Origin of the sequence: Okeanomitos corallinicola TIOX110 (assembly GCF_038050375.1) — a bacterium.
GTDB classification, from domain to species: Bacteria; Cyanobacteriota; Cyanobacteriia; order Cyanobacteriales; family Nostocaceae; genus Okeanomitos; species Okeanomitos corallinicola.
In genome coordinates, this window is record NZ_CP150886.1 from 2,884,811 (window position 1) to 2,908,608 (window position 23,798).

Below are 23,798 nucleotides of genomic sequence, written 5' to 3' on the forward strand. Positions count from 1 at the left end.
AGCCTCCATATCAAAATAGAATCTTAACAGCAGGTATCAACTTAATAAAACTCAATAATATTACAGAAAATGTAATTAGTATTTCACCAGGCAATTATTAAGTGATAATAAAAATAAATACCTCAAGATGAATATCAAACAAATTCTTAACTAATGACAATGGAGGTAGCGGGAAATGGCATACCATCATATTACATCCGACAGCACCGCATACTTGCTGATTAAAATCACTGTGATACTTTTGGCACTTCTTTTATGGTTTGTAATTACAGCCACACCGGTTGTTTAGGCACACCATCTTTTATTTATTCAGAAACAAACACCTATTCTTGACTCGACCCTATTATATTATAGGATGGACAGAGTGTTTCAAAAATTGGGGCTTTTATGGCTCGTTATACTTGTTCTTTTGTTGTTTCTGTTCCCATCGAACATATCCAACCACTGATGATACAACTCCTTCAGGAGTCTAGTTTAGATGTTCAATACTACACAGCCGAATATATTATGGCTCGTGAAATCCCTGGTCACATACCTTTTTCTAAATTGGTTACAGTAGAAGTGCTTATGGATAAAACTACTGCAACAGATACAGAAGTTCGCATGAATATTGTGATCAAAAATGAGGAATTGCCACTGCAATTAAACAACCACTGTCGGCAAGTGTTTGACTTTCTCAAACAAGAAATTGAAAATAACCGAAATTGGCAGCTAATTGAAAGCATTTCCGGTTGACTGTTGAGAATATGTAATCAGTTGATTTGGTTTCAAAATATTGGTTTTTTTTACTGCCATGAGTTTACTGAGTTTAGACTCCCCATGGGTTTTGAGTCCACTTTTTGATCAATCACAATTCAAATTTTTAGTGTAATTCCCCTGACCTCTATGGCATGGGGAATTCATTAATTACTAACATCAAATCAAAACTTGAATTTATAGCTAATTATAGCTATAAATATTATCTGCCATATCTATCATTAAATAACCCTAATAATGGTGCAAGGATAACACCAAAAACAAAGCCTCCTGCGTGCGCCCAGTAAGCAATACCACCACTTTCCATACCAATATTTGTTGGTGTTTCTAAACTGGCAAAACTGTAAAAAGCCTGTTGTAAAAACCAAAATCCTAAAAAGAAATATGCAGGAATCCAGAGAGTAGGAAATAAAATTCCCAGGGGTATAACTGTGAGAATTTCTGCTCTGGGAAAACGAATAATATATGCACCCATGACACCAGCTATAGCCCCACTTGCACCCAAGGAAGGAATGCTAGAATTTTGGGTAAAGTACCACTGTGCTAATGCTGCTAAAACACCACAAGATAAATAAAATACTAAATATTTAAAATGTCCTAATTTATCTTCTACGTTGTTACCAAATATCCACAGAAATAACATATTTCCAGCTAGGTGTAAAAGCCCTCCGTGGAGAAATTGAGAGGTAATTAAAGTTGCCAATTCTGGGACAGGTTGATTGACAGGAATTCCTGCAAAGCTTAAAGATAGTTCTCTAGGAACTACGGCCGCTAGTTGTAAAAATCCACTCAATGCTTGGGGTGAGAGACTTATTTCATAGAGAAAAACCAGGATATTTACAAGAATTAGTCCGTAGGTTATGTATGGTGTAATTTGTGTAGGATTATTGTCTTTTAGGGGAACCACTGATTTTTTCCTAATTTCCAACTACTAATTATAAATTAACTAATTTATGAGAATTTTGCTAACAGTAGTTACGTTTTTATGAATGATACACAAAAATTGTAATTTTAGGTAACTTGATTAAGTTTATATCCAAGATATGCCAAAATTATTTTTTAAATATAGTCGCAGACAAGAAAGTTAGGATATCAAAAGATGATAAAATATAGAGCCAAAACACTTTTAAATCTGTCACTTGTCAACTGTCAGCTACTATATTATCTCAGATGAGATTTTTGGATTTCTTGATAAGAACTTTCTGTGGCAACTATAATTAAATAATCTTGATTATTTAGTTTGTATTGGTTAGAAGGATTGCACATTACTTCCCCTTGGAGTCCTTTTTGTAAAGCAACAACGGTACTTTGATATGTTTGTTTAATATGAACGAATGCTTCTATAAATGGCATTCCAATTTTAGAACGAGGTACAGGAACTTTATAAAGTTTATTTGCTCCGTCTTGAAAACTTAATAAATCAGAAATAACGTAAGTAATACCATGATTGATAGCGGCTTGAGAAATTAACATACTACTAATATGACTGCTGACAATTATTTCATCAGCATGAGCTTTTTTGCAAGTATCAATATATGCGGCATTCATTAGTTCTACAATTGTGTAAACAGAAGATGCTAAACTTTCGACTATCAGAGTAGATAAGATTGTGGTTGCATCACGAGCGTTGTGTTCTAATTTATCATCACCTAAAATGATGGCAGTTTTAGCTTTATTAATATTTGCTCTGATTAAGGTTTCATCAGATACTTTACCTTTAATAAAATAGAGGTTTTCATCTTCAATAGGTTTTCTATCAATATCAGCAATGAGAATAATAGGAGCTTCTTTAAAATCACTATCTTGACGAAACTCTTTGATGATAACCTCTGCTCGATAATTCCACTCACATACAATAATATGATTTTCAAATTTGTAAGCACTCATTCCTAAATCCTCTTTTATTTTTTTGGAAACTAAAAAACTAGCTAGAGAAGCACTAAGTATGGCTAGAACACCAATTCCTACTATCATGTTGACAATAGCAACTAAACGTCCTGGTAAGGTGACTGGTGAAATGTCTCCATAACCAACTGTGGTTACTGTAACTATAGTCCACCATACAGAATCAATGATTGTTTTGTTTTCTACGATTGAGTATGTGATGGAACTAAAGATAACAAGAATGGTGATTACTAATAAAACTCGGTCTAGATTTTCCCTTTGTAAGAATTTCCATGCTTGTTTATACCAGTTTTTGTTAATCATGTTTTTGATATTGAATACTCTCAACTGCTGATTTAGTTGACAAGTATATATTTGACGATTATTTGTGTTAGTTTAATATGATACTACATAAAATATGGAGAAGCAATAAGGTATCAAAAATATAAGTAATATAATTTTGGTGTTTATTTATTGCTTTGAGACTGATTCAGTGTTTTTATTATTGGTGGTAAATTCTACAGTTGAGATGGTTTAATGATACAATTAAAATGTTGGTAATTAGGTTTTAATAATATGACTCAATTAACACCAAAACCAGGAAGAAGAAGAGGAAGAATTTTTCCTGAATTGACTTTATCCCCGGAAGAGTTAGCTAAACGTAAAGCTGAAAGAGAAGCAGAACACCAACGTTATAGGGCGATTTTTGAAAAAGTACGTCCTGAGTTGATAAAGGATCATTATGGTTGGTATATAGCTATTGAATTAAATAGTGGTGATTATGTGATTGATCAAGATAAAGAAGTTACACATCAAAAAGCACGGGAAAAGTTTCCTAATGGAGATCATTGTGTTTTTTGTTTAAATGAATTGGGAGCAGTTGGTAGAATATGATTGGGGGTTATTTCGGTGAGAGAAAGCAGTTGTTTTTTGAGATTGAATTAATTACTGCTGATGGTTTAATTTTACCTGTTGATGCTTTGTTGGATACTGGTTTTACTGGTTTTATGGCTATTAATACACAAGATTTAGATAGTCTTCAATGGGAGTATATAGATAAAGAAATTTTGCGAACTGCTCAGGGTGAAGTTAATTTTAAAAGATATTTAGGGAGGGTAATTTTAGATGGTAAGGAATATGAAGTTCCTGTTTATGCTGGTGATGAGTTGACTGAGGTTTTGTTGGGTTCTGAGTGGTTGGAGTTTTTACCTTTGGTGGTTAATTTTTTGGAGGGGGTTTTGATGTTGGGATAACTTGAGGAAACAAACCACGAAGACGCGAAGAGCGCGAAGATAAGAAAAGAAGAAAGAAGTGTTATTTTTAGTTGGTTGGTAAGTCGCGTAGATAATAAAATTGATCTTGTTTCCAGAAATCTCCTTTAATTCTTCCTAAGTAACCTGTTAATGGTGATGATAGCTCTATCAGAATTTCATATAGTTCTCTTTCTTCTAAGTTTTGAGGTGAATATTCATAAAGATATGCTATGCTAAGTTCACCGACTTTAGCATTTTTAGTAACTGTTTTTTCTAGATGTTTTTTGACGAGTTGGATAATTTGCGATCGCAATTTAATCTCTTGTTCTATTTTATCAATATATTCGTTGATTTTATCATCTATTTGACCGGGTTCTAAGTATTCCTTTAATTCAATTAAGTTTATTGCACCTGGATATTTTGCTTTTAATTCTACTAATTTTTGTAATGTCATAGCTTTAATAATACTTACTTTCCATTCTTTTGATGATTTGAGATTATCTGAAGTAGCTTTACCTGGACCTATTACTAATTTTGATGAGTTGATAAATTGTTCTCTACCTAAGTGCATTCCACCTAGTTTAATTAATTCTTCAACTGTACCACTAGGAATACTTTTACCTGCTTTACATTCACAAACTAAAGGATAAGGTTGTGAACAATATAAATCTAAACCTCCAGCACCTCCTTTATAAGCAGTTTCAACTTTAAATCCTAAAAAATCAAGGCTTTGACGGGATATATTTTCAAAGTCTGTACCCGCTTGATAGTTGCTTTTTTTCTCTTCTTCTATGCTTCTATCTCCTAATGCTGCAATTGTTTTTATCCAATCTAAATCAGAATTTAGTGTATTTGTAGTTGCTGCATTACCCCAACCTAAAAATACTTTGATGTCATTTTCTAATTGTTCTGCTGCTGGGTTATTGTTAGCTATTTGTGATAATGCTGTTTGTAATTCTGCTAGTTCAGGATGTAGGGGAGGTTCTAGGTTTTCTAATTGGTATTTACGTTGAAGAAATATCTGTTCATTTAATACTGGTTTAGCTTCAGATGCAGAAATATTATAAAGTAAAGGTGCAAATTTACCTAGTTTATTTTCAATATTAGGAATAGCTGGAATTTCATAAGGTTTATCTAAGTGATAAACTCGTAAATAGGCTAGGAAAATATTTTGATGTTTCTCTATTATTTCTGCAAATGTTTGTAAATTCCAGATGGTTAATTTAGATATAATATCTAGTGGTGCTGTTTTATCTAAAATTTGACAAAGTTCACATTTAGCCCATACTTTGATAAAAGTTATATTTGATGAAAAATTAACAGGATAAAGAGAAAATCTTTGTCCAGGACGAAGAAACATTTTGGGTAAAGCTGCTATTGTTCTTCCCTGTATTAGTGCTTCAACATCAGGGACAGGTAAACACAATGCTGTAGGAAGTGAAAAGGACTGATTCATGATTATTGAAATTAGATGTTTAATTTAATATCATCGCTATTTTCAACACTTTGAGGAATTCTCATTGGTAAGTCATCATCTGTTAAATTATCAGGTTCTTGACCAGAAGGGTCACTTAAAATTTCTCTGATTAAAGGATTATTAATAGCAATTTTTTCTTGCTTGATAAAATCAAAAATTTCTTCTTCTGTCAGTTCATATGTTCTACAATTATAGTATATCGTCGAAATAGCTAAGAGAGGTTGAATATCTTCACTTTGTAATTTTACCCATTCTCCACCTTGTTTGTGCAAAAGAGTTTTCAAACATTGTTGAGGTACTGATGCTCCAGAACTAATTTTTTTGGAGCGAATTAAACAACCACGAGTAAAATCAAATTTTTTGTAATTAATCAATCTTTTTAATGCTGCACCTATAAATTTTCCTCCAGATTGTTGTAGAACAAGAATTCCTATTTTGACTTGTCTGTTATTACCAACGACTCGAAAATTTAGATATCCTTCATCCGCTTTAGTTGTGACAATTTCCTCTACTGCTTCAACTTTCACATTTTCTAGTTCTACTCTATCTTTAGCTAAACTAATAAATGCTAACTTTAAAGCTACTACAATTGATAATTCATCTTCCATGAATGAATTAGGGTCAATATTATCTAATTCACTTTGATAGTATCCTTTTACAGGATTAACAGGAGGTGGAGTAACCCCAGGAATAAAATTTTCTGCACACCACCTTAAAACTACTCTAATAGTAGGTTTACCTTTACCAAGTTCTCTCAGCTTATTTTCATTAAATGGGTAAAGAGGATGAGGTGGTATTTGTTGATGTTCTTGATAAAATTCTTTTAACCATGTTTGCACTAGCGCAACTACATGATCAGAATTAAGGTATCTTAATTCAATTGGTTGTCTATCAGATTTTTCAGTAACCAATCTATCAATTACTGCTTCTGCTTGTGGTAATACCCTAATTTGTTGATTCCATGTATCAGGATACATTGCTAATAATACAACACCTTTTTTTAGGTTGTTATATAAATCTTTAGATAAATTAGCAATTACCTGTGCTGCTGTAAATCCATTATCTGCAATGTCAGCAATATCTAATTCATCAAAACAAATTACAGGAACTCTATAATCACTAATAATATCGAGAATTTGCCGAACATTATTTAATGCTTGATTTTCTTTGTCACTATCGGTAATATTTGGTAATCCCATTAACTGAGCGTGTGCTTCTGGTAGTTCTTTTCCTGATAACCAAAAATTTGCAGCATTAATCTGATTTGTAGAAAGTGTCCACAGAATTGCTTGAATTATATAAGGGTTGGTAATATTAGGTTTTTTTTGTTCAATGTGATTTCTTAATGTTTCAACTACTGTTGCAACTGAATTATATTTGACCAAAGATTGTTTTAATAATTTCGGAAATACACTACTAATATATTGTTCTGTAGTATGTTTCCATCCCATTGATTCATTAATTAATTCTGCGGCTATTTCTTGAAATGCCATTACATCAGGTCTAATGAATGCTCTTAAACTAGATGTAACACTTTGCAAAAATTGATATTGAATTTGATTCAAGTTATCATACTTACTCATGTAAATGAATAAGCTGTCTTCTCTTGTTTGTAATTGATGACGTATTCTACTAATAATATGGCTTTTTCCTAGTCCTTTTTCCGCAGTAATTGTAATTCCTACTGTCTGAAGTTGACCTCGATTAATTTTGTCAATTGCATCAAATACAGCATTAGAAGCATGAGAATTAATTGAAGGAACATCAGGAAAACTTTTACCCCATATTTGTTGAGGTCTAACGACAATATGTCCTGCAAATGGGTTATGAGTTTTAATTAGTTGATCAATTTTTGATGTGTCAGTAGTCATAATAATCTCAGTTTGGTGTGTGAATGTTTCAATAAAAGCTAAGATTTTTTAATCTTTCAACAGTCGAGCATAACAACGTAAACCATCTAATTCTGTACTGACAGAATCTTCTATTTTATCTGGTGCGCTATCTTCTATACTCCCTCCTTGCAGTTGAAAAATATCATTAGCTTGCATTTCTAATAACCAATCATTAAATTCTGTTCTACTAACACGCTCTCCTATTTTTCTTCTAATACGATAAATAGGTACTAAATTATTGAAATTATATTCATAATTCAACTTGTCATAAACATCCAACGCGACAGACTTAAACTCTTCATAAGAATTAATGACTTCTTTTTTAACTTCATTACCTGATGCAACTGGTGCAGCAACCACAACATTAACTGCACTTATCCACCGCAACAACGCATTAGCAGCCCAAGTACCAATAATATTTCCCTTAAATTTAAACTCACCACTACGCAAACCCGCACCCAAAACCTCTAACCCTATTGGTGACGTGAGAGTGTAACTAATAGCAGATCCCTTTTTAGCAACATTAATAGCCCCCTGTGCTTCCAAATCCTCTAAAATACCTTGATAGTCGGCCATCTTCTGACCTTTAGAGACTACCCGCTTGCTTAATTTACCCCTAGCTACCTTCTGCTCAGTTCCTCCCAAATCCCACAACGCAAGCAGCAAGCGAGTTTTAGCGTAACCCGCCTGTAAATCCTTGATTTTTGGACTCATGATTATGTATGTTAAATGACTGCAATCATTATAATAAGGATTGTAATTTTTGTGTCATTACAGCCAAAAAATTGTTTATTTTCTATATTTTGCTGATAAATAGCTCAAAATATCTAGATAAAAAGCAATAGTGAATTTACGTAATTCATAAAATTATCAGTTACCTAACCCCACAACCTCCTCCCAGCTTTCCCATTTAACCTTTCATGGGTATCCTGTAATAACGCTGGAATATCTAAATTTTCAGGACATTTCGGTAAACAATCACCGCATTCTGTACACCGATTTCCCTTCATTCCTGGAAACCAATGACCAGCATTTTCAAACATTCCATAACGATATTTTCCATAATCATTCATATCATACGCAACTGCCAAATTTCTTAACCTTAAAACTTCAGGAATATTGATATTTTCAGGACAAGGTAAACAAGCATAACATTGACTACATTTATCAGTTCCTAAAACCTGATTTTGTTGATTTTCTAAGTTTTCAAAAACTTTAATTTCTTCTAATCTCAACTCACCAACATGATCAGCAACTTCCAAAGGTGCAATTAATTCCTCTGGAGTTGCAGCACCTACACTTAAAGTAGTAATTCTGGGATCACTTAATAAAAATCGGTAATTTAATTCTAAAGGTGTGAAAGGTTGACACAGTTCTTTCAATTTATCCGGTGGTGTATAAAGTCTTCCTCCCTTATCCGCAGGAGAAATTATAAACACACCCATATCTTTTTCTATAGCTGCATCAATAGCTGAATTATGACGTTGAAAAAAATAATAATAATGCAAATTTACAAATTCAAATAAATCAGTATTAATTGCTGCTAAAATAATCTCTAAACTACCATGAGTAGAAAAACCAATATGTTTAACTCTGCCATCATCCACAGCCTTATAAACAGCTTGCATACAGCCATTTTTAGCTTCTACCCATTCTAAATGTTGTCTTGTATTTAAACCATGAATTCCTAAACAGTCTAAATAATCTAAATTTAAGCGTTGTAAAGATTCATCAATTAACCTCTCCATAGTATCAGCATCAACACAGGGAGGAATTTTCGTAGTGATATATAATTGACTTCTGGGTACTGATAAACCGCTTTTGATAGCTGTTCCTAAATATTCTTCGCTTTGACCATAACCCCTAGCAGTTTCTAGATGATTAATACCTAAAGATAAAGATTTTTCAATAGTTTGATGGGCAATTTCTACGTCACTTAAATAACGCATTGTCCCCAAAGAAAACACTGATAAATTTAAATTTGTTTTACCAAAACGTCGGTATTGCATCACAAGAAATAGGGAATGGGTAATTGGTTATGAGTTATTATTCCATGCCCAATGCCCAATGCCCTATTTTTTAACCTTCACTGTTATCAAATCGTTTAATCAAATCTTCAGGGCGAAGATTAGAAATAAATTCGCGGAAGGCTTCTTGTTCAGCTTCATCAGCATCACGATCAACAGGAATAGAAGCATCAGCTACCACTTCTTCCATCACCCAAATCGGTGTATTTGTACGTAAAGCAATGGCGATCGCATCACTAGGACGAGAATCAATCTCTTTTTTTACATCTCCCTGCTGCACAATCAAAGCAGCATAAAATGTATCTTTTTGTAAGGAATGAATAATTACCTTTTCTAAGGTCATATCCCAAGTCTCTAAAACACTCACCATCAGGTCATGAGTTAAAGGTCTAGGTGGTTTTTGATGCTCCATTGCACCCATAATAGCCCTAGCCTGATCTTGACCAATATAAATTGGCAATGCCCGACGATCTGAACTATCTTTCAAAAGTACAATCGGGCTGCGGGTTATGGCATCTAATGCTATACCAGCGACTCTCATTTCAATCATTGGCTAACCCTCTGAAATCCTTTAATTATTTGAGTGCTATGTGGCAAATAATACCCTCGATTGGGTTTTTCTAAGACAGAAGTAAACATAGGGCTTTTCTTCTCTATAATTGCTTCTATTAAACTCCGAACTTGTAGTGAAAACCAGAGTAGGTCAATCTGTTCTCCCAAAATAATAGTTGTCTTACCCAAGTATGCCTTGAGATTGATGTTAATGTGGCAATGTTAATCAACTGATAAAAATTCACAAAATTATCTAGAAAGTTTTTACATTTTTAGTAGGAATTATCAGTTAATTTCCGCCAAAATTAACCAATAAAAGCAGTCAAGAGTCAGGAGTTAAGAGTTCAAAAGTAAGAATTACTAAACTTTTGTTTCTTGCCCATTCCCCACAGTAAAAAGCTGACTACTGAACTGTTAAGTCTGGGAAACGTCCGTTAATAGCTGAATGCTTACATAAATAGAGTTAGACTGGCAGAAAAATCATGTTTACAGGATTAATTCAAGGATTAGGTACAATCAAACCCCTATCTAATAATTCTTGGCAAATTACTTTTGTCAGTAAGTTAGATGTAATTATGCAAGATTTAGCTTATGGCGACAGTGTAGCGGTAGATGGGGTATGTTTGACTGTTGAGGACATTTTAAAAGATGGTTTTATTGCCACCGCTTCACCGGAAACCCTGCACCGTACCACTTTAGGAGGAGAACAAACCCAAGCCCAATATGTCAACCTAGAAACATCGCTGCGAGTGGGTGGTAAAGTTGGCGGTCATTTTGTCATGGGTCATGTAGACGGTATGGGTCAACTAATTTCCGCAGAACAGACGGCTACATCTTGGGAAATGACCTTTGCTGCACCTGATGCGATCGCCCGTTACATCGTTCCCAAAGGTAGCATCGCCATCAATGGTATCAGTCTCACTATAGCCACATATCAACCAGAAAACTGCCAATTTTCAGTAGCAGTCATTCCTCTGACCTATTCAGAAACAAACCTCAGTTGTTTAAATCCAGGTAATTGGGTGAATTTAGAAGCAGACATCCTGGGTAAATACGTGGAAAAGTTCATTTCCCCAGGAAAAACACCTGATCAGGAGGAAGTTACACCCGCATTCTTAATAGAACACGGGTATTTGTAGGTTAGGGCATGGGGCATGGGGCATTGGGCATTGGTAAAAATATTCTCTCCCAATCACCAGTCCCCAATCACCAATCACCTACCTAGCCTGTGCAGTTCTGGTGCTATACAACAGATTGCTTAATCCAGCTTGTAATTTCACACCAGGATCAACAGCAACCCAACCGTTAGCGGTGAGGTGACGAACTTCAAAATGTAGGTGAGGGCCTGTAGAATTTCCAGTGCTACCAACTCGACCAATTACAGTTCCTGGTTCTACCCATTGACCGGGACTAACCAAAATTTCTGACATATGACCGTAAAGAGTTTGTTGGGCAGAACTGTGGTTAACAGTAACTGTTAAACCATAACCACCCATCCAGTCAGCAGTTTCCACTTGACCTTTAGCCGCAGCCAAAATCGGTGTACCTGTAGGCGCTCCCAGGTCAGTACCTGCATGGAAACGGCGATCGCCTGTAATGGGATGTGTCCGCCAACCAAACAGAGAAGTTACAGGTGATGCAACTGACAAGGGGAACATCACTCCAGAACCACCACTATAGGCAAAAGCCTGACTATAGGGAACTTGTGGCAACACCGCAGCTAAAGCAAAATCGTAGGATACATTACTAGGACGGGGTGCGACATTACCCTCAGCCATAGGCGCAGGTAAAGTCCCAAAACTAGGAGCGACAGGTGTAGAACTCACCACTGTAGTTGAGGAAAACTCACTGGCTTGAGGAATAAAGCGATTCTGACGATAAGCAGTTTTTGTATGACTGCTAGAATCAGTTCTGGCAGAGCGCCATGTCTGATTACTGTTCACCGCCGCAGCAACAGCCTTAACCACATTACTCTGAGGTTTGGGGCTAGATGTTGTCGCCACCTTCTTTGTAGTCGTGGTTATAGCTGTAGCTTTAGCCGTAGTTGTAGCTGTAGATGGTACTGTCTTCAAACTAGCAGTTTCACTTTTCTTGATCCAGCTAGGAGCAGACTTTTGAGGTGCATCAGCCACACTAGGAGTTGCTGGAGATTTTTGACCACAAGCACCAGCGGCAATTTCTCGTTTAGAGAAAATAGCTTCACAACCTGTAGAACGTTCTGTCACAACTACAGAACTAGGTGGTTCATATTTGCTATTAGCAGGACTTTTGTATTCTGTCGGATCAATGTAGGCGTTATTGTAATCTTTTGCTTTCCTGGTAGTTGCACTGCCAGTATTTTGATTATTTTTAACTGGTTTAGCAACTTTTGCTGGTTTTGCAGGTTCTGCTTTAACAGGAGTTTCCGCTTTTTTAATCTGTGATTTTTCTACCTGGGGTTTGCTAGTTCTCAGAATCACCGCAGGTTGAGAATTTTCAGCTTTTGGCTGAGATTTAGGCACAGATTCTGTTGTTTGAGAAACTTTTGCTTGATTAAGTTTCTGTTTGAGTCTAGCTTGCCGTGCCGCAAAATCTGGTTGTGATTTAACTGCTACTGGAGTAGTTTTAGCTTCTTGTTTTGCTTCTGTAGCAACTTTTTGGGGTTGGGAATTTTCGATAGTGGGAACTGCTATTTCCACTGGTGATTCCGTTTGAGCAAATACAAAGCCACCACTCAAGAGACTAACACTACTCAACCAACCAAGGCTTTGGGCTGGTAATGTAGACGCAAAACGTCTGTTTGTTAAACTTTGAGTCCGCTTTCTGGGGATTTTATGGGCAGATTTATCGGGCTGCGTCATTTTTTCTCTCAGTTGTTTGTGTAATAAGTTTACAGAAATGATATCTATGGTTTGCTTGTTCTCAAGGGAGAAATTTGTAGCCAACCCGGAAGTTAAACAGAATTTTTACAGTAACCTAAACTGATTGTACCGGGTTCTATAGAAATTTCTGGTGTCATCAATTTGTTATTATCATCTTCAGTTATTTTTAACCTCAGATTTCCTTGGGGTGACACGCCAATCACAGTACCTAAAAGATTATTTACATACACCTGATCACCCATGTTTGTAAGTAAATTCAGATAACGAGACAATAGTATGCTTATTCCTTCGTGATGAAGACACTTGAGACCGGATTCTATTCCTAGTAAAACGGTAGCAGTAAGCATTTCTAGTCCAGACATTGGGTGAAAGTTTTGAGTAGCTTGCCACGATTTTAAATTGATGCCAGTTTCTGGAACTGGGTTGACCCAGTTAATACCAACACCAATTACTGCTTGGCTAATTTGTCCTTGACGAACTTTAGTTTCTGTTAAAATTCCGCCTAGTTTACGACCATCCAATACTAAATCATTAGGCCATTTTATTCCCACACTTACGCCATAATTTCGTAGTTGTGAGGTGATTCCCCAAGCACTAGCCAATGTTAACTGATAATTATTGGTAACTTCTAGTTTAGGGGCGATCGCCACCGACAGATATAGGCCACCAGTAGGAGATATCCACTCTCTCCCCCATTGTCCTCTCCCTGCGGTTTGTTGGGTAGCAATTACTACACAGCCTGGTTTTGCTCCTTGGTCAACTAACTGCCATACCTTTTGATTAGTTGAGGGGAGATTGTCAAAAAGATGTATGGAAAATGGTAAATATGGATGCTTACGCCCTAAGTGTAAGAAATTTTCTAAAGTTTGTTGATCAAATCCCACAGATATTCACCTAAATCCCATTGTTCAAGTTAGCATTGATTGACAGTTGTAAATTTTGATTGAGGTTTGATAAAAGATGCACACTTGGAACTGGCAAAGTTGGCAAGGGATGTCTTACCTAACTTGTAATCTTTTAAAATCTTGGCCTCATGGTTTTTTTACCCGTCAATACTGGCCACGTTTACCCCCAGAATTAACAACAGCACTACAACCAGAAGCTGTTACCTATCGTTTGAAACAAGTTCATGGTAATACTGTTTTGACACCTCAAGAAGTAAATGAGTTTTTGCACAGTAGCAATGATGAATTTGCTTCGGCAGATGGTTTAATTAGTCAAGAGCCTTTACAGGCTGTTTGGGTAGCCTCTGCTGATTGTACACCCGTGCTAATTGGTGATCTTAAAACCGGACAAGTAGCAGCTTTACACGCAGGTTGGCGGGGTACAGCAGCGAAGATAGTCCCCCAAGCCGTTACCAGAATGCAATCTCAAGGCAGCAATTTACAAGATTTGCGATTTGCTCTAGGCCCGGCGATCGCTGGTGAAGTTTACCAAGTTTCTGTAGAAGTGGCAGCAGAAATTGGCAGCACAATTATATCACATCATGACTCGAATACAATAGTTACAGCTTTACAGGATTTACCTGACTCGCCTTTACTACCAGATTCAGAACCGGGAAAGATACGTTTAGATGTCAGAAAAATTAATCATCTACAATTACAGCAATTAGGAATTGATGCAGAACAAATAGCGATCGCTCCCTACTGCACTTTTCAAACTCCAGAGTATTTCTTTTCCTACCGTCGGCAAAAGGAAAAAAAGGTGCAATGGTCAGGTATTGTCAGTCTGTAAAATTATCTCCCACTGTAAGCTTTATTGCTCATTAGAAATATATTTATCATCTCTGCAAGAAAAGGTAAAAGTAACTCTATAAAAATCAACATCAGTTATTACTCAAATATGATTGTTATTCACCTTTTCAAACATCAATAATCTTGTATGTAGGGCTTGCTGACAGGCAACTATTGTTGGTATTTATACTGAGACAAAAAATTAAGAAACCGGGTACTATTTACATGAGACATCAACTATCTTGATCGAATTATCAAAAATCGAGATATTTTAATGTTTATATAAAGCAATGCGTTACAAAAAAGTTGAAGAGCTACCTACCCAAGTATTTACACCTCTTGTCAAACCGAGGACACAAATACCTTTAAGGTTTAAATTTACTATAGCAGTAATGATATCACTAATAATTGTCATGAGTGTAGGAGTTTGGAACTTATCTAGAATTCAAGAAAATGCCTTTAGAAAAGAAGCTCTTAACCGCAGTGAATTAGTATTAAATTTTGGAAAAGCCAGTCGTAATTATGTAATCAATGAACTTAGTCCAGCCATAGAAAAACATACAGATACAATGATTTTGGAAGCCCAATCTCATGGTTTCACCACAAGTAGAATCTTTAAAATTTTCAACCAAGAAATGCCAGAATACATATATAGGCAACCTGCTTTAAATCCTATGAATTCTGATCATAAAGCAGACGAATTAGAATCAAAAATTATTGCCTATTTTCAAAGACATCCCAATATTACTAGAAAAACCGGATATAAAAAATATGGTAACGAGAAATTATTTTACCTAGCCAAACCAATTATAATGGAAAATAGTTGCTTAAAATGTCACGGTAAACCAGAAAATGCACCTAAAGAAATTATAGATAAGTATGGAAAAATAAACGGTTTCAATTGGCAACTTGGTGACATTATCAGCACGTTAATAATTTATGTACCTACCAAAGATTTACTAAATCATCAAACTTCCATGTTTCAGGTGGTTATCTTTACATTTATAGGTTTAACAATTGTCCTCATTACTCTCATCTATTTACTTTTTGATAAATTAGTTGGTAAACGCATTGATCAAGTTTCTCAAGCCATGACTCAAGCTGCTTTACATCCCGGTGTTACAGTGAGAATTAAAGACAAAGGTAGAGACGAACTGGGAATGATGGCTAAAATATATAATGAAATGGCTAATTCCCTTGACGATGCTTACAACAATTTAGAAAATAAAGTAGCTGTGAGAACAGCAGAAATAGAAAAAACATTACAAGAATTACAAATTACCCAAACCCAATTAATTCAAGCCGAAAAAATGTCCAGTCTCGGACAACTTGTAGCAGGTATTGCTCATGAAATTAACAATCCTCTCAGCTTTATTTCTGGCAACATTAATCATGCAGAAATGTACACCCAGGACTTATTAAAATTAATCGAACTTTATCAAAAAAACTATCCTCAAGCAGATCCTAATATTCAAAAATATATGCAGAAAATTGACCTAGATTTTATATATGAAGATTTACCAAGTCTATTAAATTCAATGAAAATTGGTAGTGATCGCATTGATCAAATAGTCTTAAATTTACGTAATTTCTCCCGTTTAGATCAAGCAGAAATGAAACCTGTCAATATTCACGAAGGAATTGATAGTACCTTAGTAATTTTACAACATCGTTTAAAATCAAACTCAAATCATCCTGATATAAGCATAATTAAGAAATATGGTGAATTACCCTCAGTAGAATGTAATGCAGGACAAATTAATCAGGTACTTATGAATATTATTAGTAATGCCATAGATGCTTTAAATTCTCAGTCTGAGAATAACCAAAAATTTGATTTTATCCCTAAAATTTTGATTGAGACCACAAGAATTAATACTCAATTTGTACAAATAAACATATCAGATAATGGATCTGGGATGACCGAAAAAGTAAAATCACAAATATTTAATCCATTTTTTACTACAAAATCCATCGGTAAAGGTACAGGATTAGGATTATCAATTAGTTATAAAATTGTTGTTGAGAGACATCAGGGATCAATTTGCTGTGAATCAGAACTAGAAAAGGGAACAACTTTTTCTATTCAACTACCCATTCAACAGATTAAACAGAATATAAGTGTTTAAAAGTTAGCTATAAACTAAAAACAACCAAATACATAAACAACTTAAATCCCATCAAAAACAATCAGAAAATATTTCTATATAATTGGTATTATTTTGATTTTCATGTAAAATTAAAATAAATCATTCATCATCAATTAAATAAAAAACCTGGGAATCATCAAATCTGGTAAATATTCACTTAAACAAATTGCCATCTCTAACTACCATGATAGAACCCACAGAAAACAAAATTTCCTGGTTGGATGTATCTGATGATGTTAAAAAACTACTAATATTAGCATCCCAAACCTGGGAAAATACAGAAGAATCCGAAAAATATATGCAGCAAGCAATAGCTAAAACAGGAGAAAATACAGATGTTTTAGTGGCAGCTTATAGATTTTTTTATTACAAAAATAATTATGTTTTAGCACTGACAACAGCAGAAAAAATAACTGCTAAAATCAAAGAAATGGAAAAATTACCTGATAACTGGGAAGAACTGCAACCGATCCTCATTCAACGTCAAGAAGAAACCAACATCAGATTATTCCTAAATGCTTATGCTGCTTCTGGTTTAGTATTAGCTAAATTAGGAAACATAGAAAAAGCCAAAGAAATCAGTACCAAAATTAAAAGTATTGACAATAAAAATAACTTTGGTGCAGGTATCCTCTTTGAGATTTTAACCCGTCCCCCCGAAGAAGAAGACGAATAATTCATAATTCGTAATTACTAATCAATCACAAATCACTAAAGTATGAATAACTGGTTCTCCACACAAATTCCTAGTTCCGCATTCTCATTATCCAGTAGTAATAAAATCATCTTTCCAGAACTTCCTGAAACTCCTACACAACCATTAGTCCAATTACCAAAGGCAAATCCGCCGATACTTTTTTTACCGCAAAGTTCACAGCTAAATTTGTAATTATAGGTATTACTAATTAAATTTAAAATTATGGAATGTAAGGATTGGTTTATTCCTGGAGATGGACAGTATCAACTTTGTAAATCAGCCAGAGAATGGGATTTATTACGTGAAAATTATCGGCTATATCGGTTTTTAACAGAAGTAGAAGATGTACTGATTAATGTTGAAGATGAATCAAATTGTTTACCAGAATTAAGAATATTAGTTAGAAGATTAATAACTAATTCTTACTGGGTACAAACCCAAAACTTAGAACCAGATCCAAAAACCGGTGTATCTGTTTTATTATTGTATGATGAATTAGGATTTCCCCTAACTGTACAGACAGTTACCTTTGCACCAGGAACAAAATCTAACATTCATAATCATGGAACATGGGGAATAGTTTTAATATTAAAAGGTCAAGAAAAAAACACATTTTGGCGTAGAAAATCTAATCCAGAATTGACTGATCAAATAGAACAAGTTGGAGAACTAAATTTACACCCTGGAGACTTAATTAGTTTTACCCCAGATACTATACATCAAGTTCAATCAATAGGAGAAGAACCCACAGTTACATTTAACATTTACGGAGAAACAGATTCTCAAAAGAGATTTGAATTCGACATCATTAATCATATTGCTAAAAAATTTTGAATTTAGCAGCCAAAAATATAAATAACAGACTAACGTAAAAAACATAGAACCATAAACTCATTATTTATCTGTGTTCATCTGCGTACCCTTCGGGAAGCAAGCTACATCTGCGTTTAATTACTAAACATCGAAAAATTCAACAAAAAACCCACAGGAGAAACACCAATGGCCAGAGTAATTTTCTATGAAAAACCAGGCTGTAAAAACAATACTAGACAGAAAGTATTACTCACAGCCGCAGGTCATCAAGTCATAGCATATAGCCTATTAACAGAACCTTGGACAGTAGAAAGATTAAAATCATTTTTTGGCGATCGCCCCGTCATAGAATGGTTCAATAAAGCCGCACCCAGCATTAAATCAGGACAAGTCAACCCTGAAAATATCAATGCAGAAACTGCCTTGATCATGATGCTGAGAGATCCCCTCTTGATCCGTCGTCCATTATTAGAAGTAGGAGATCAAAGAGAAATAGGTTTTGATGTTGAAAAAATAGACGCATGGATCGGTTTAAAACCCGTAGATGAATCATTCCAACAAATGAGTGAAAGTCTCATGCAGCAAGACTTACAAGGTTGTAGTCACGGTAAAAACCACCACCATGATCACCCAGAAGGTAGTTGTAAAAACAACTCTCAACAACAACACCAGCACTAAAAAACTCAGCTAATATTTTCCACAACAGTAGGTTGGGTTGACGCAAGGAAACCCAACATTTTCCATGACAAGATGTATGTAAACTGTTAACTAACCCAAAAAATTATCAACATGAGTCCATTACCAGACTACCAACCCAAACAATTATCCGTCGGTCCCCTAGAAGCAGAAATACTCAGCATCGTTTGGGAACTAGGTTCAGTCACAGTCAAAGACGTACATGATCGCATCCTTGCCGATCCTAACCGTGAACTAGCTTACACCTCTGTCACCACAGTTTTACGCCGACTTACTGAAAAAGGTTGGTTAACTTGCGATAAACAGGGAAAAGCCTTTTATTGGCGGCCATTACTCACCAAAAAACAGGCAGACATGATCAAAGCCCATGATCAACTACAGCGGTTTTTAGCAGTAGGAAACCCCGATGTTGTAGCCGCCTTTGCTGATAGTTTAGATGAAGCAGCTAGTGAACAGATAGAAGCGATCGCTAAACGTATTCAAGCTGCACGTCAAGCCAAGGGAGAAAAATAGGAGAAAAATAATAATTATGCACCTACTCATGATTTTCACCGCCATTACCATCGCTTACTGGTTAAGACATTCAGCCAGCATCCCCGATGGTAACTGGTATTTACGATGGCGTAAAACCTTATTTTTATTTCTCTTCCCTCCCCTACTCATCTTTATGACAGTCACCGCTGTGGTTTGCATGGGTACACAAGGAAAAATGGGAGGAATGTACACAGGTTCCTCCAGTTACATCATCGCCTTAATTTTCCTCAGTTTTTTTAACATCCTGGCATTAAAACAAGCCTTTCAAGGCTGGAAATCCGTAAAATCTGCCCGTGAATGTCCACAGATAAATCTTGCAGGTAAACCAGTCAGACTCCTACAAACAAAAGCCTTATTTGCCGGTCAAATGGGTTTTTGGCAACCAGAATTAGTCGTTAGTCAAGGACTACTAGAAACCCTCTCACCTTCCCACCTAGAAAGCGTTTTAGCCCATGAACAAGGGCATTATCAGTATAGGGATACATTTTGGTTTTTTTGGCTTGGTTGGATGCGTTCCTGTACAGCATGGTTGCCAAATACAGAACCTCTATGGCAAGAACTGTTAATGTTAAGGGAATTAAGGGCTGATAGCTATGCAGCATCCCAAGTAGATCCCCTCACATTAGCAGAATCATTATTGTTAGTTGTCAATAATCAACTCCTAACCTCAGATGTATGCTGTGCAGCTTTAGGTTCTTCGGGAGTAGACCGTTTGGAAAAAAGAATAGACGCTTTATTAACAACTCCAGAACCAACTTCAGAAATACAAATGCAATCTTTTCATATCTTTTTCTTAGCCTTTCTACCTTTGGTGACAGTAGTTTTTCACACCTAGCAGATGTTCCCTCCACCAGATGATAGAGGGATATATTAAAAAATCAAAAAGCATGAAGTATTAAACTCCATGCTTCTCAAAAAATACTTATTAACTCCCCAGGCCGGATTCGAACCAGCGACCAATCGATTAACAGTCGATCGCTCTACCACTGAGCTACTGAGGAACGCTCTCAACGTTTACTATAATAGACTTAAAAAAAGATGTTGTCAACTACTTTGGGAAAATTTTTGGGATTTTTTTTAAATTAATTTTTGACTCCCTTAACTGGCAGCAGAAATATATAATCACTTATACAATTTCTTACAGGCTAAAGCCGCTCCCAAACAGGAGTCTAGACCTTTGGGCATAGAGTGAGCTACAATCCTAAACGCAATTGCGCTAACTTCTGCCTAGCCTTAGCATCAATGGCATTAGCCAAAAATCTACCTTTGGATTGTTTGCGGGATTGATATCTATGACGCATTCGACAAGCCGTAGATTCAACTTCACCGCACAGTTGTTGCGCTGACAACCATTCCGCACCGTACCCCTGAACCATTAATTGTTGCGCTCGGTCTGATGTGGCAACAATGACGCGAGAAATCAAACATTGTGCAACTTGCTGACGCAAACCCGCACAAGCTTTTTCTATGTAAGTATCTGCTGTCTGTCCAAACTCTGTGTAATGAACCGTGAGAAAGTCTGTAATCATTTCTCTATTACTAGCAGTGTTTTGATATTGAGCATCAAAAACTATTTGAGTTTCATATCCTTGGAAGGCACTATAATTAGTCATAGATTCGACTAATTCAGCACGTGCAACTTCTAGTCCAGCATGATCACGGGTTTTTTGCAAGCAAGGCCAAGCGCCTATAATATTGTAACCATCCACTAATAAAAGGGATGGAATGATAGAACGGGGCATCGTTTTTAATCACAAATATCTAGAGTTAACAAAAATCATTCATAAGACTTATAGTAATTGAAGCATCGCTTGTAACACTATGTTACAGAGAATAAAAAATATCTTACACAGCAAAAATAAACCCTCAGACAGAGGGAAAAAGTTAATAAAAGTACCTATTCATCAGGGTTATATTAATTTTCGATATAAAAATAAATAATTCTTATATATTTAATTGGTGATAGGTAATTGGGGAACTGCTCATATTTGCTCATATCTATATTACTTTTCTCCACCTTCTTTCATTAATAGTTTTTTCAGCCGTTCAGCCTCCCCAGCATCCACCAGAGAACCCCTATCTAATAAGAAAGCACCATCACAATAATTCAACTCATCTAAACGGTGAGTCACCCATAAAGCAGTAATACCGCGACTTTTGACCAAACGACGCACACTAGCCACCAAATCTAGCTGACTATCTGGATCTAATAACGCAGTCGGTTCATCTAATAATAAAACTTCACAGTGACGAGCGATCGCCCCAGCAATTGCCACACGTTGTTTTTGTCCGCCAGAAAGAGCATAAATAGGCCGTCGTTGTAAAGACAGCAAATTCACAGCCCCTAAAGCCTCCTCAACCCTAGCTCTCACCATAGTCGGAGGTAATTTTTCTTCCACTAACCCAAAAGCCACATCAGCGCCAACCGTAGGCATAACCAATTGATGATCAGGATTTTGGAATACAAAACCAACCGGGGGAGAGATGCCAATTTCCCCAGATTGAGGAGTTAATAAACCAGCTATTAACCTCAAAAGAGTTGACTTCCCGCTGCCATTAGTCCCCAAAAGCATCCAAAATTCGCCTCTAGGAACTTGTAGAGAGCAAGATTTAATTACTTGCTCCCCACTAGGCCAAAAGAAGTTCAAATTATTAACTTCAATGCCTACTGCTGTCATGTTTATACCTTGAGTTACTCAGCAGCAGTGAACGCAGCAAAGCCAGGTGGTTTACCACTGCCACTAGCTGCACCATCTTTCTGCGAAACTTGTACTCCCGAAATTTCACTAGCCCGAACAGCCACCTTTTTTTCAGTTTTGCCTTCACACTTGAGTTCCACAATATCAGGATTGCCAGAACGCATAGCCGCCAAGATTAGCTGGTAGACAGCTTCTGCATCCTCAGCAGACTTACGTTGTACTGAAATTGGAAAAGCAGTATTTTTGATGCTTAAGTCTATGGTAAACATTGAGAGTTAATTACATTTCACAGATTGTAGGACTAATTCTAGCGTTATTAGTCATCGGTCATTAGTCATTGGTTATTAGTCATTGGTTATTAGTCGTTGGTTAGTTATTTTTTTACCAATTACCCATTACCAATTACCCATTACCAGTCACCAAGATTAAATTTTATCTCCTATACCGCTGGAAAAATTAGAGAAAATCACTTATTATGATTAGAGACAGTAAAAAATTGTAAACTAGATTGACAATCTGGTTAACTTTCTGTTTATGGAAATTATGTCATAATCAACCCATAGACAGATAATATCCGTACTTATAATATTTGGAGATTTTTCTCATGACCATCGCAGTTGGGCGCGCCCCCTCAAGAGGGTGGTTTGACGTACTAGACGACTGGTTGAAGCGCGATCGCTTCGTATTCGTAGGTTGGTCAGGAGTATTACTATTCCCCTGCGCCTTCCTAGCACTAGGCGGTTGGCTAACTGGTACAACCTTCGTCACCTCCTGGTACACCCACGGATTAGCATCATCCTACCTAGAAGGTGCAAACTTCTTAACAGTGGCAGTATCCACACCAGCAGACAGCATGGGACATTCCTTATTGTTCCTGTGGGGACCAGAAGCCCAAGGTGACTTCACCCGCTGGTGTCAATTGGGTGGCTTATGGCCATTCGTAGCACTACACGGTGCATTCGGATTGATAGGCTTCATGTTACGCCAATTTGAAATTGCCAGACTCGTAGGCATTCGTCCTTACAACGCCCTAGCATTTTCAGGTCCGATTGCGGTATTCGTCAGCGTATTCTTGATGTACCCCTTGGGACAATCTAGCTGGTTCTTCGCACCCAGCTTTGGAGTAGCAGCAATCTTCCGTTTCCTATTATTCCTGCAAGGTTTCCACAACTGGACACTAAACCCCTTCCACATGATGGGAGTAGCAGGGATCTTAGGAGGTGCATTACTTTGTGCCATCCACGGTGCAACCGTAGAAAACACGCTATTTGAAGACGGTGAAGGTTCAAACACATTCCCCGCATTCAATCCTACCCAAGCAGAAGAAACCTACTCCATGGTGACAGCAAACCGTTTCTGGTCACAGATTTTCGGGATTGCATTCTCCAACAAACGCTGGTTACACTTCTTTATGTTGTTTGTACCAGTAACAGGCCTGTGGATGGCATCCGTAGGCATTGTCGGTTTAGCATTAAACCTGCGAGCTTATGACTTCGTGTCCCAAGAATTACGGGCAGCAGAAGACCCAGAGTTCGAAACTTTCTATACCAAAAATATTTTGTTGAACGAGGGTATCCGTGCTTGGATGGCACCTCAAGACCAACCCCACGAACAATTCGTATTCCCAGAAGAAGTATTACCACGTGGTAACGCTCTCTAATTTGATGATGGATTAATCTCATCCTTTAAAATTCATCGTTTTTAATTTAATCAACTTCCCCCAGGCAAATAGTCTGGGGTTTTTTTATTTTTCAATCTTGCTAAAATAATTTTA

25 protein-coding genes and 1 tRNA gene are annotated in these 23,798 nt (G+C 36.4%); 13 read left to right on the forward strand and 13 right to left on the reverse strand.

All coding sequences use genetic code 11. The features are described from left to right. Positions 1-387 precede the first annotated feature (387 nt). Positions 388-735, forward strand: a complete 348-nt coding sequence (locus tag WJM97_RS12505) for a hypothetical protein (RefSeq protein WP_353929135.1) — start codon at positions 388-390, stop codon at positions 733-735. Between the two features lie 223 nt (positions 736-958). Here WJM97_RS12505 and WJM97_RS12510 read toward each other — a convergent pair whose 3' ends face one another. Together WJM97_RS12510 and WJM97_RS12515 are read right to left on the reverse strand one after the other, a co-directional pair. Further along, positions 959-1,663, reverse strand: coding sequence for a rhomboid family intramembrane serine protease (locus tag WJM97_RS12510; protein WP_353929136.1), 705 nt, complete (start codon positions 1,661-1,663; stop codon positions 959-961). 254 nt (positions 1,664-1,917) lie between these two features. After that, complete coding sequence (locus WJM97_RS12515) at positions 1,918-2,964, reverse strand: ion channel (protein WP_353929137.1); 1,047 nt, start codon at positions 2,962-2,964, stop codon at positions 1,918-1,920. A gap of 252 nt (positions 2,965-3,216) precedes the next feature. Here WJM97_RS12515 and WJM97_RS12520 point away from each other — a divergent pair, with 252 nt between their 5' ends. After that, positions 3,217-3,534 (forward strand): hypothetical protein, encoded by a 318-nt coding sequence (locus WJM97_RS12520; RefSeq protein ID WP_353929138.1) that lies wholly within the window; start codon positions 3,217-3,219, stop codon positions 3,532-3,534. After that, entirely contained in the window at positions 3,531-3,893 is a 363-nt protein-coding gene (locus WJM97_RS12525; protein ID WP_353929139.1) for an aspartyl protease, read from the forward strand. The genes WJM97_RS12520 and WJM97_RS12525 overlap by 4 nt, the downstream gene beginning before the upstream one ends. 67 nt (positions 3,894-3,960) lie before the next feature. On the opposite strand, the gene WJM97_RS12530 is transcribed toward WJM97_RS12525, so the two are convergent. The 5 genes from WJM97_RS12530 to WJM97_RS12550 form a co-directional block, all read right to left on the reverse strand. Further along, positions 3,961-5,349 (reverse strand): DUF1802 family protein, encoded by a 1,389-nt coding sequence (locus WJM97_RS12530; protein WP_353929140.1) that lies wholly within the window; start codon positions 5,347-5,349, stop codon positions 3,961-3,963. A gap of 11 nt (positions 5,350-5,360) precedes the next feature. Next, positions 5,361-7,241, reverse strand: coding sequence for a hypothetical protein (locus WJM97_RS12535; protein ID WP_353929141.1), 1,881 nt, complete (start codon positions 7,239-7,241; stop codon positions 5,361-5,363). 48 nt (positions 7,242-7,289) lie between these two features. Continuing rightward, entirely contained in the window at positions 7,290-7,976 is a 687-nt protein-coding gene (locus WJM97_RS12540; RefSeq protein ID WP_353929142.1) for a hypothetical protein, read from the reverse strand. A gap of 164 nt (positions 7,977-8,140) precedes the next feature. Continuing rightward, positions 8,141-9,271 (reverse strand): aldo/keto reductase, encoded by a 1,131-nt coding sequence (locus WJM97_RS12545; RefSeq protein WP_353933162.1) that lies wholly within the window; start codon positions 9,269-9,271, stop codon positions 8,141-8,143. A 70-nt stretch (positions 9,272-9,341) separates the two neighbouring features. Next, positions 9,342-9,839 carry a bifunctional nuclease family protein gene (locus tag WJM97_RS12550; RefSeq protein WP_353929143.1) on the reverse strand — a complete coding sequence of 166 codons (498 nt, stop codon included), beginning with the start codon at positions 9,837-9,839 and terminating at the stop codon, positions 9,342-9,344. A 484-nt stretch (positions 9,840-10,323) separates the two neighbouring features. Here WJM97_RS12550 and WJM97_RS12555 point away from each other — a divergent pair, with 484 nt between their 5' ends. After that, positions 10,324-10,980 carry a riboflavin synthase gene (locus tag WJM97_RS12555; protein WP_353929144.1) on the forward strand — a complete coding sequence of 219 codons (657 nt, stop codon included), beginning with the start codon at positions 10,324-10,326 and terminating at the stop codon, positions 10,978-10,980. Positions 10,981-11,058: 78 nt separating this feature from the next. Here the strand turns inward: WJM97_RS12555 and WJM97_RS12560 are convergent, their stop codons facing one another. Further along, the gene (locus WJM97_RS12560) at positions 11,059-12,681 is read right to left on the reverse strand and encodes a peptidoglycan DD-metalloendopeptidase family protein (RefSeq protein ID WP_353929145.1); all 1,623 of its coding nucleotides are present in this window, start codon (positions 12,679-12,681) and stop codon (positions 11,059-11,061) included. A 92-nt stretch (positions 12,682-12,773) separates the two neighbouring features. Beyond that, entirely contained in the window at positions 12,774-13,586 is an 813-nt protein-coding gene (locus WJM97_RS12565) for a biotin--[acetyl-CoA-carboxylase] ligase (protein ID WP_353929146.1), read from the reverse strand. Positions 13,587-13,662: 76 nt separating this feature from the next. Here WJM97_RS12565 and pgeF point away from each other — a divergent pair, with 76 nt between their 5' ends. The 8 genes from pgeF (at position 13,663) to WJM97_RS12605 (ending at position 20,160) form a co-directional block, all read left to right on the forward strand. Further along, the gene (gene pgeF, locus WJM97_RS12570) at positions 13,663-14,436 is read left to right on the forward strand and encodes a peptidoglycan editing factor PgeF (protein ID WP_353929147.1); all 774 of its coding nucleotides are present in this window, start codon (positions 13,663-13,665) and stop codon (positions 14,434-14,436) included. A gap of 289 nt (positions 14,437-14,725) precedes the next feature. Next, positions 14,726-16,564 carry a DUF3365 domain-containing protein gene (locus WJM97_RS12575; RefSeq protein WP_353929148.1) on the forward strand — a complete coding sequence of 613 codons (1,839 nt, stop codon included), beginning with the start codon at positions 14,726-14,728 and terminating at the stop codon, positions 16,562-16,564. Positions 16,565-16,769: 205 nt separating this feature from the next. Continuing rightward, positions 16,770-17,261 carry a hypothetical protein gene (locus tag WJM97_RS12580; RefSeq protein ID WP_353929149.1) on the forward strand — a complete coding sequence of 164 codons (492 nt, stop codon included), beginning with the start codon at positions 16,770-16,772 and terminating at the stop codon, positions 17,259-17,261. Between the two features lie 42 nt (positions 17,262-17,303). Continuing rightward, the gene (locus WJM97_RS12585) at positions 17,304-17,474 is read left to right on the forward strand and encodes a hypothetical protein (protein ID WP_353929150.1); all 171 of its coding nucleotides are present in this window, start codon (positions 17,304-17,306) and stop codon (positions 17,472-17,474) included. A 30-nt stretch (positions 17,475-17,504) separates the two neighbouring features. Then, positions 17,505-18,116 (forward strand): AraC family ligand binding domain-containing protein, encoded by a 612-nt coding sequence (locus WJM97_RS12590; RefSeq protein WP_353929151.1) that lies wholly within the window; start codon positions 17,505-17,507, stop codon positions 18,114-18,116. Between the two features lie 165 nt (positions 18,117-18,281). Continuing rightward, positions 18,282-18,773 (forward strand): ArsC/Spx/MgsR family protein, encoded by a 492-nt coding sequence (locus WJM97_RS12595; RefSeq protein ID WP_353929152.1) that lies wholly within the window; start codon positions 18,282-18,284, stop codon positions 18,771-18,773. A 111-nt stretch (positions 18,774-18,884) separates the two neighbouring features. Next, entirely contained in the window at positions 18,885-19,304 is a 420-nt protein-coding gene (locus tag WJM97_RS12600) for a BlaI/MecI/CopY family transcriptional regulator (RefSeq protein ID WP_353929153.1), read from the forward strand. Between the two features lie 16 nt (positions 19,305-19,320). After that, positions 19,321-20,160, forward strand: coding sequence for a M56 family metallopeptidase (locus tag WJM97_RS12605; protein WP_353929154.1), 840 nt, complete (start codon positions 19,321-19,323; stop codon positions 20,158-20,160). A 94-nt stretch (positions 20,161-20,254) separates the two neighbouring features. Here the strand turns inward: WJM97_RS12605 and WJM97_RS12610 are convergent. The 4 genes from WJM97_RS12610 to WJM97_RS12625 all read right to left on the reverse strand — a co-directional run bounded on the left by WJM97_RS12610 (position 20,255) and on the right by WJM97_RS12625 (position 22,293). Continuing rightward, positions 20,255-20,326 (reverse strand) — tRNA-Asn (locus WJM97_RS12610). A gap of 192 nt (positions 20,327-20,518) precedes the next feature. Next, positions 20,519-21,067, reverse strand: a complete 549-nt coding sequence (locus WJM97_RS12615) for an NYN domain-containing protein (protein WP_353929155.1) — start codon at positions 21,065-21,067, stop codon at positions 20,519-20,521. Positions 21,068-21,328: 261 nt separating this feature from the next. Further along, positions 21,329-22,003, reverse strand: a complete 675-nt coding sequence (locus WJM97_RS12620) for an ABC transporter ATP-binding protein (protein ID WP_353929156.1) — start codon at positions 22,001-22,003, stop codon at positions 21,329-21,331. 14 nt (positions 22,004-22,017) lie between these two features. Then, positions 22,018-22,293, reverse strand: a complete 276-nt coding sequence (locus tag WJM97_RS12625; RefSeq protein ID WP_353929157.1) for a hypothetical protein — start codon at positions 22,291-22,293, stop codon at positions 22,018-22,020. Between the two features lie 335 nt (positions 22,294-22,628). Here WJM97_RS12625 and psbD point away from each other — a divergent pair, with 335 nt between their 5' ends. Continuing rightward, positions 22,629-23,684 carry a photosystem II D2 protein (photosystem q(a) protein) gene (psbD, locus tag WJM97_RS12630; protein ID WP_353929158.1) on the forward strand — a complete coding sequence of 352 codons (1,056 nt, stop codon included), beginning with the start codon at positions 22,629-22,631 and terminating at the stop codon, positions 23,682-23,684. Positions 23,685-23,798 lie beyond the last annotated feature (114 nt).

Coding starts and splice junctions, on each gene's coding strand:
- WJM97_RS12505 (WP_353929135.1), top strand. CDS start 388: ATGGCTCGTTATACTTGTTCTTTTGTTGTTTCTGTTCCCATCGAACAT.
- WJM97_RS12515 (WP_353929137.1), bottom strand. CDS start 2,964: ATGATTAACAAAAACTGGTATAAACAAGCATGGAAATTCTTACAAAGG.
- WJM97_RS12520 (WP_353929138.1), top strand. CDS start 3,217: ATGACTCAATTAACACCAAAACCAGGAAGAAGAAGAGGAAGAATTTTT.
- WJM97_RS12525 (WP_353929139.1), top strand. CDS start 3,531: ATGATTGGGGGTTATTTCGGTGAGAGAAAGCAGTTGTTTTTTGAGATT.
- WJM97_RS12530 (WP_353929140.1), bottom strand. CDS start 5,349: ATGAATCAGTCCTTTTCACTTCCTACAGCATTGTGTTTACCTGTCCCT.
- WJM97_RS12535 (WP_353929141.1), bottom strand. CDS start 7,241: ATGACTACTGACACATCAAAAATTGATCAACTAATTAAAACTCATAAC.
- WJM97_RS12540 (WP_353929142.1), bottom strand. CDS start 7,976: ATGAGTCCAAAAATCAAGGATTTACAGGCGGGTTACGCTAAAACTCGC.
- WJM97_RS12545 (WP_353933162.1), bottom strand. CDS start 9,271: ATGCAATACCGACGTTTTGGTAAAACAAATTTAAATTTATCAGTGTTT.
- WJM97_RS12550 (WP_353929143.1), bottom strand. CDS start 9,839: ATGATTGAAATGAGAGTCGCTGGTATAGCATTAGATGCCATAACCCGC.
- WJM97_RS12555 (WP_353929144.1), top strand. CDS start 10,324: ATGTTTACAGGATTAATTCAAGGATTAGGTACAATCAAACCCCTATCT.
- WJM97_RS12560 (WP_353929145.1), bottom strand. CDS start 12,681: ATGACGCAGCCCGATAAATCTGCCCATAAAATCCCCAGAAAGCGGACT.
- pgeF (WP_353929147.1), top strand. CDS start 13,663: ATGCACACTTGGAACTGGCAAAGTTGGCAAGGGATGTCTTACCTAACT.
- WJM97_RS12575 (WP_353929148.1), top strand. CDS start 14,726: ATGCGTTACAAAAAAGTTGAAGAGCTACCTACCCAAGTATTTACACCT.
- WJM97_RS12580 (WP_353929149.1), top strand. CDS start 16,770: ATGATAGAACCCACAGAAAACAAAATTTCCTGGTTGGATGTATCTGAT.
- WJM97_RS12585 (WP_353929150.1), top strand. CDS start 17,304: ATGAATAACTGGTTCTCCACACAAATTCCTAGTTCCGCATTCTCATTA.
- WJM97_RS12590 (WP_353929151.1), top strand. CDS start 17,505: ATGGAATGTAAGGATTGGTTTATTCCTGGAGATGGACAGTATCAACTT.
- WJM97_RS12595 (WP_353929152.1), top strand. CDS start 18,282: ATGGCCAGAGTAATTTTCTATGAAAAACCAGGCTGTAAAAACAATACT.
- WJM97_RS12600 (WP_353929153.1), top strand. CDS start 18,885: ATGAGTCCATTACCAGACTACCAACCCAAACAATTATCCGTCGGTCCC.
- WJM97_RS12605 (WP_353929154.1), top strand. CDS start 19,321: ATGCACCTACTCATGATTTTCACCGCCATTACCATCGCTTACTGGTTA.
- WJM97_RS12615 (WP_353929155.1), bottom strand. CDS start 21,067: ATGCCCCGTTCTATCATTCCATCCCTTTTATTAGTGGATGGTTACAAT.
- WJM97_RS12620 (WP_353929156.1), bottom strand. CDS start 22,003: ATGACAGCAGTAGGCATTGAAGTTAATAATTTGAACTTCTTTTGGCCT.
- WJM97_RS12625 (WP_353929157.1), bottom strand. CDS start 22,293: ATGTTTACCATAGACTTAAGCATCAAAAATACTGCTTTTCCAATTTCA.
- psbD (WP_353929158.1), top strand. CDS start 22,629: ATGACCATCGCAGTTGGGCGCGCCCCCTCAAGAGGGTGGTTTGACGTA.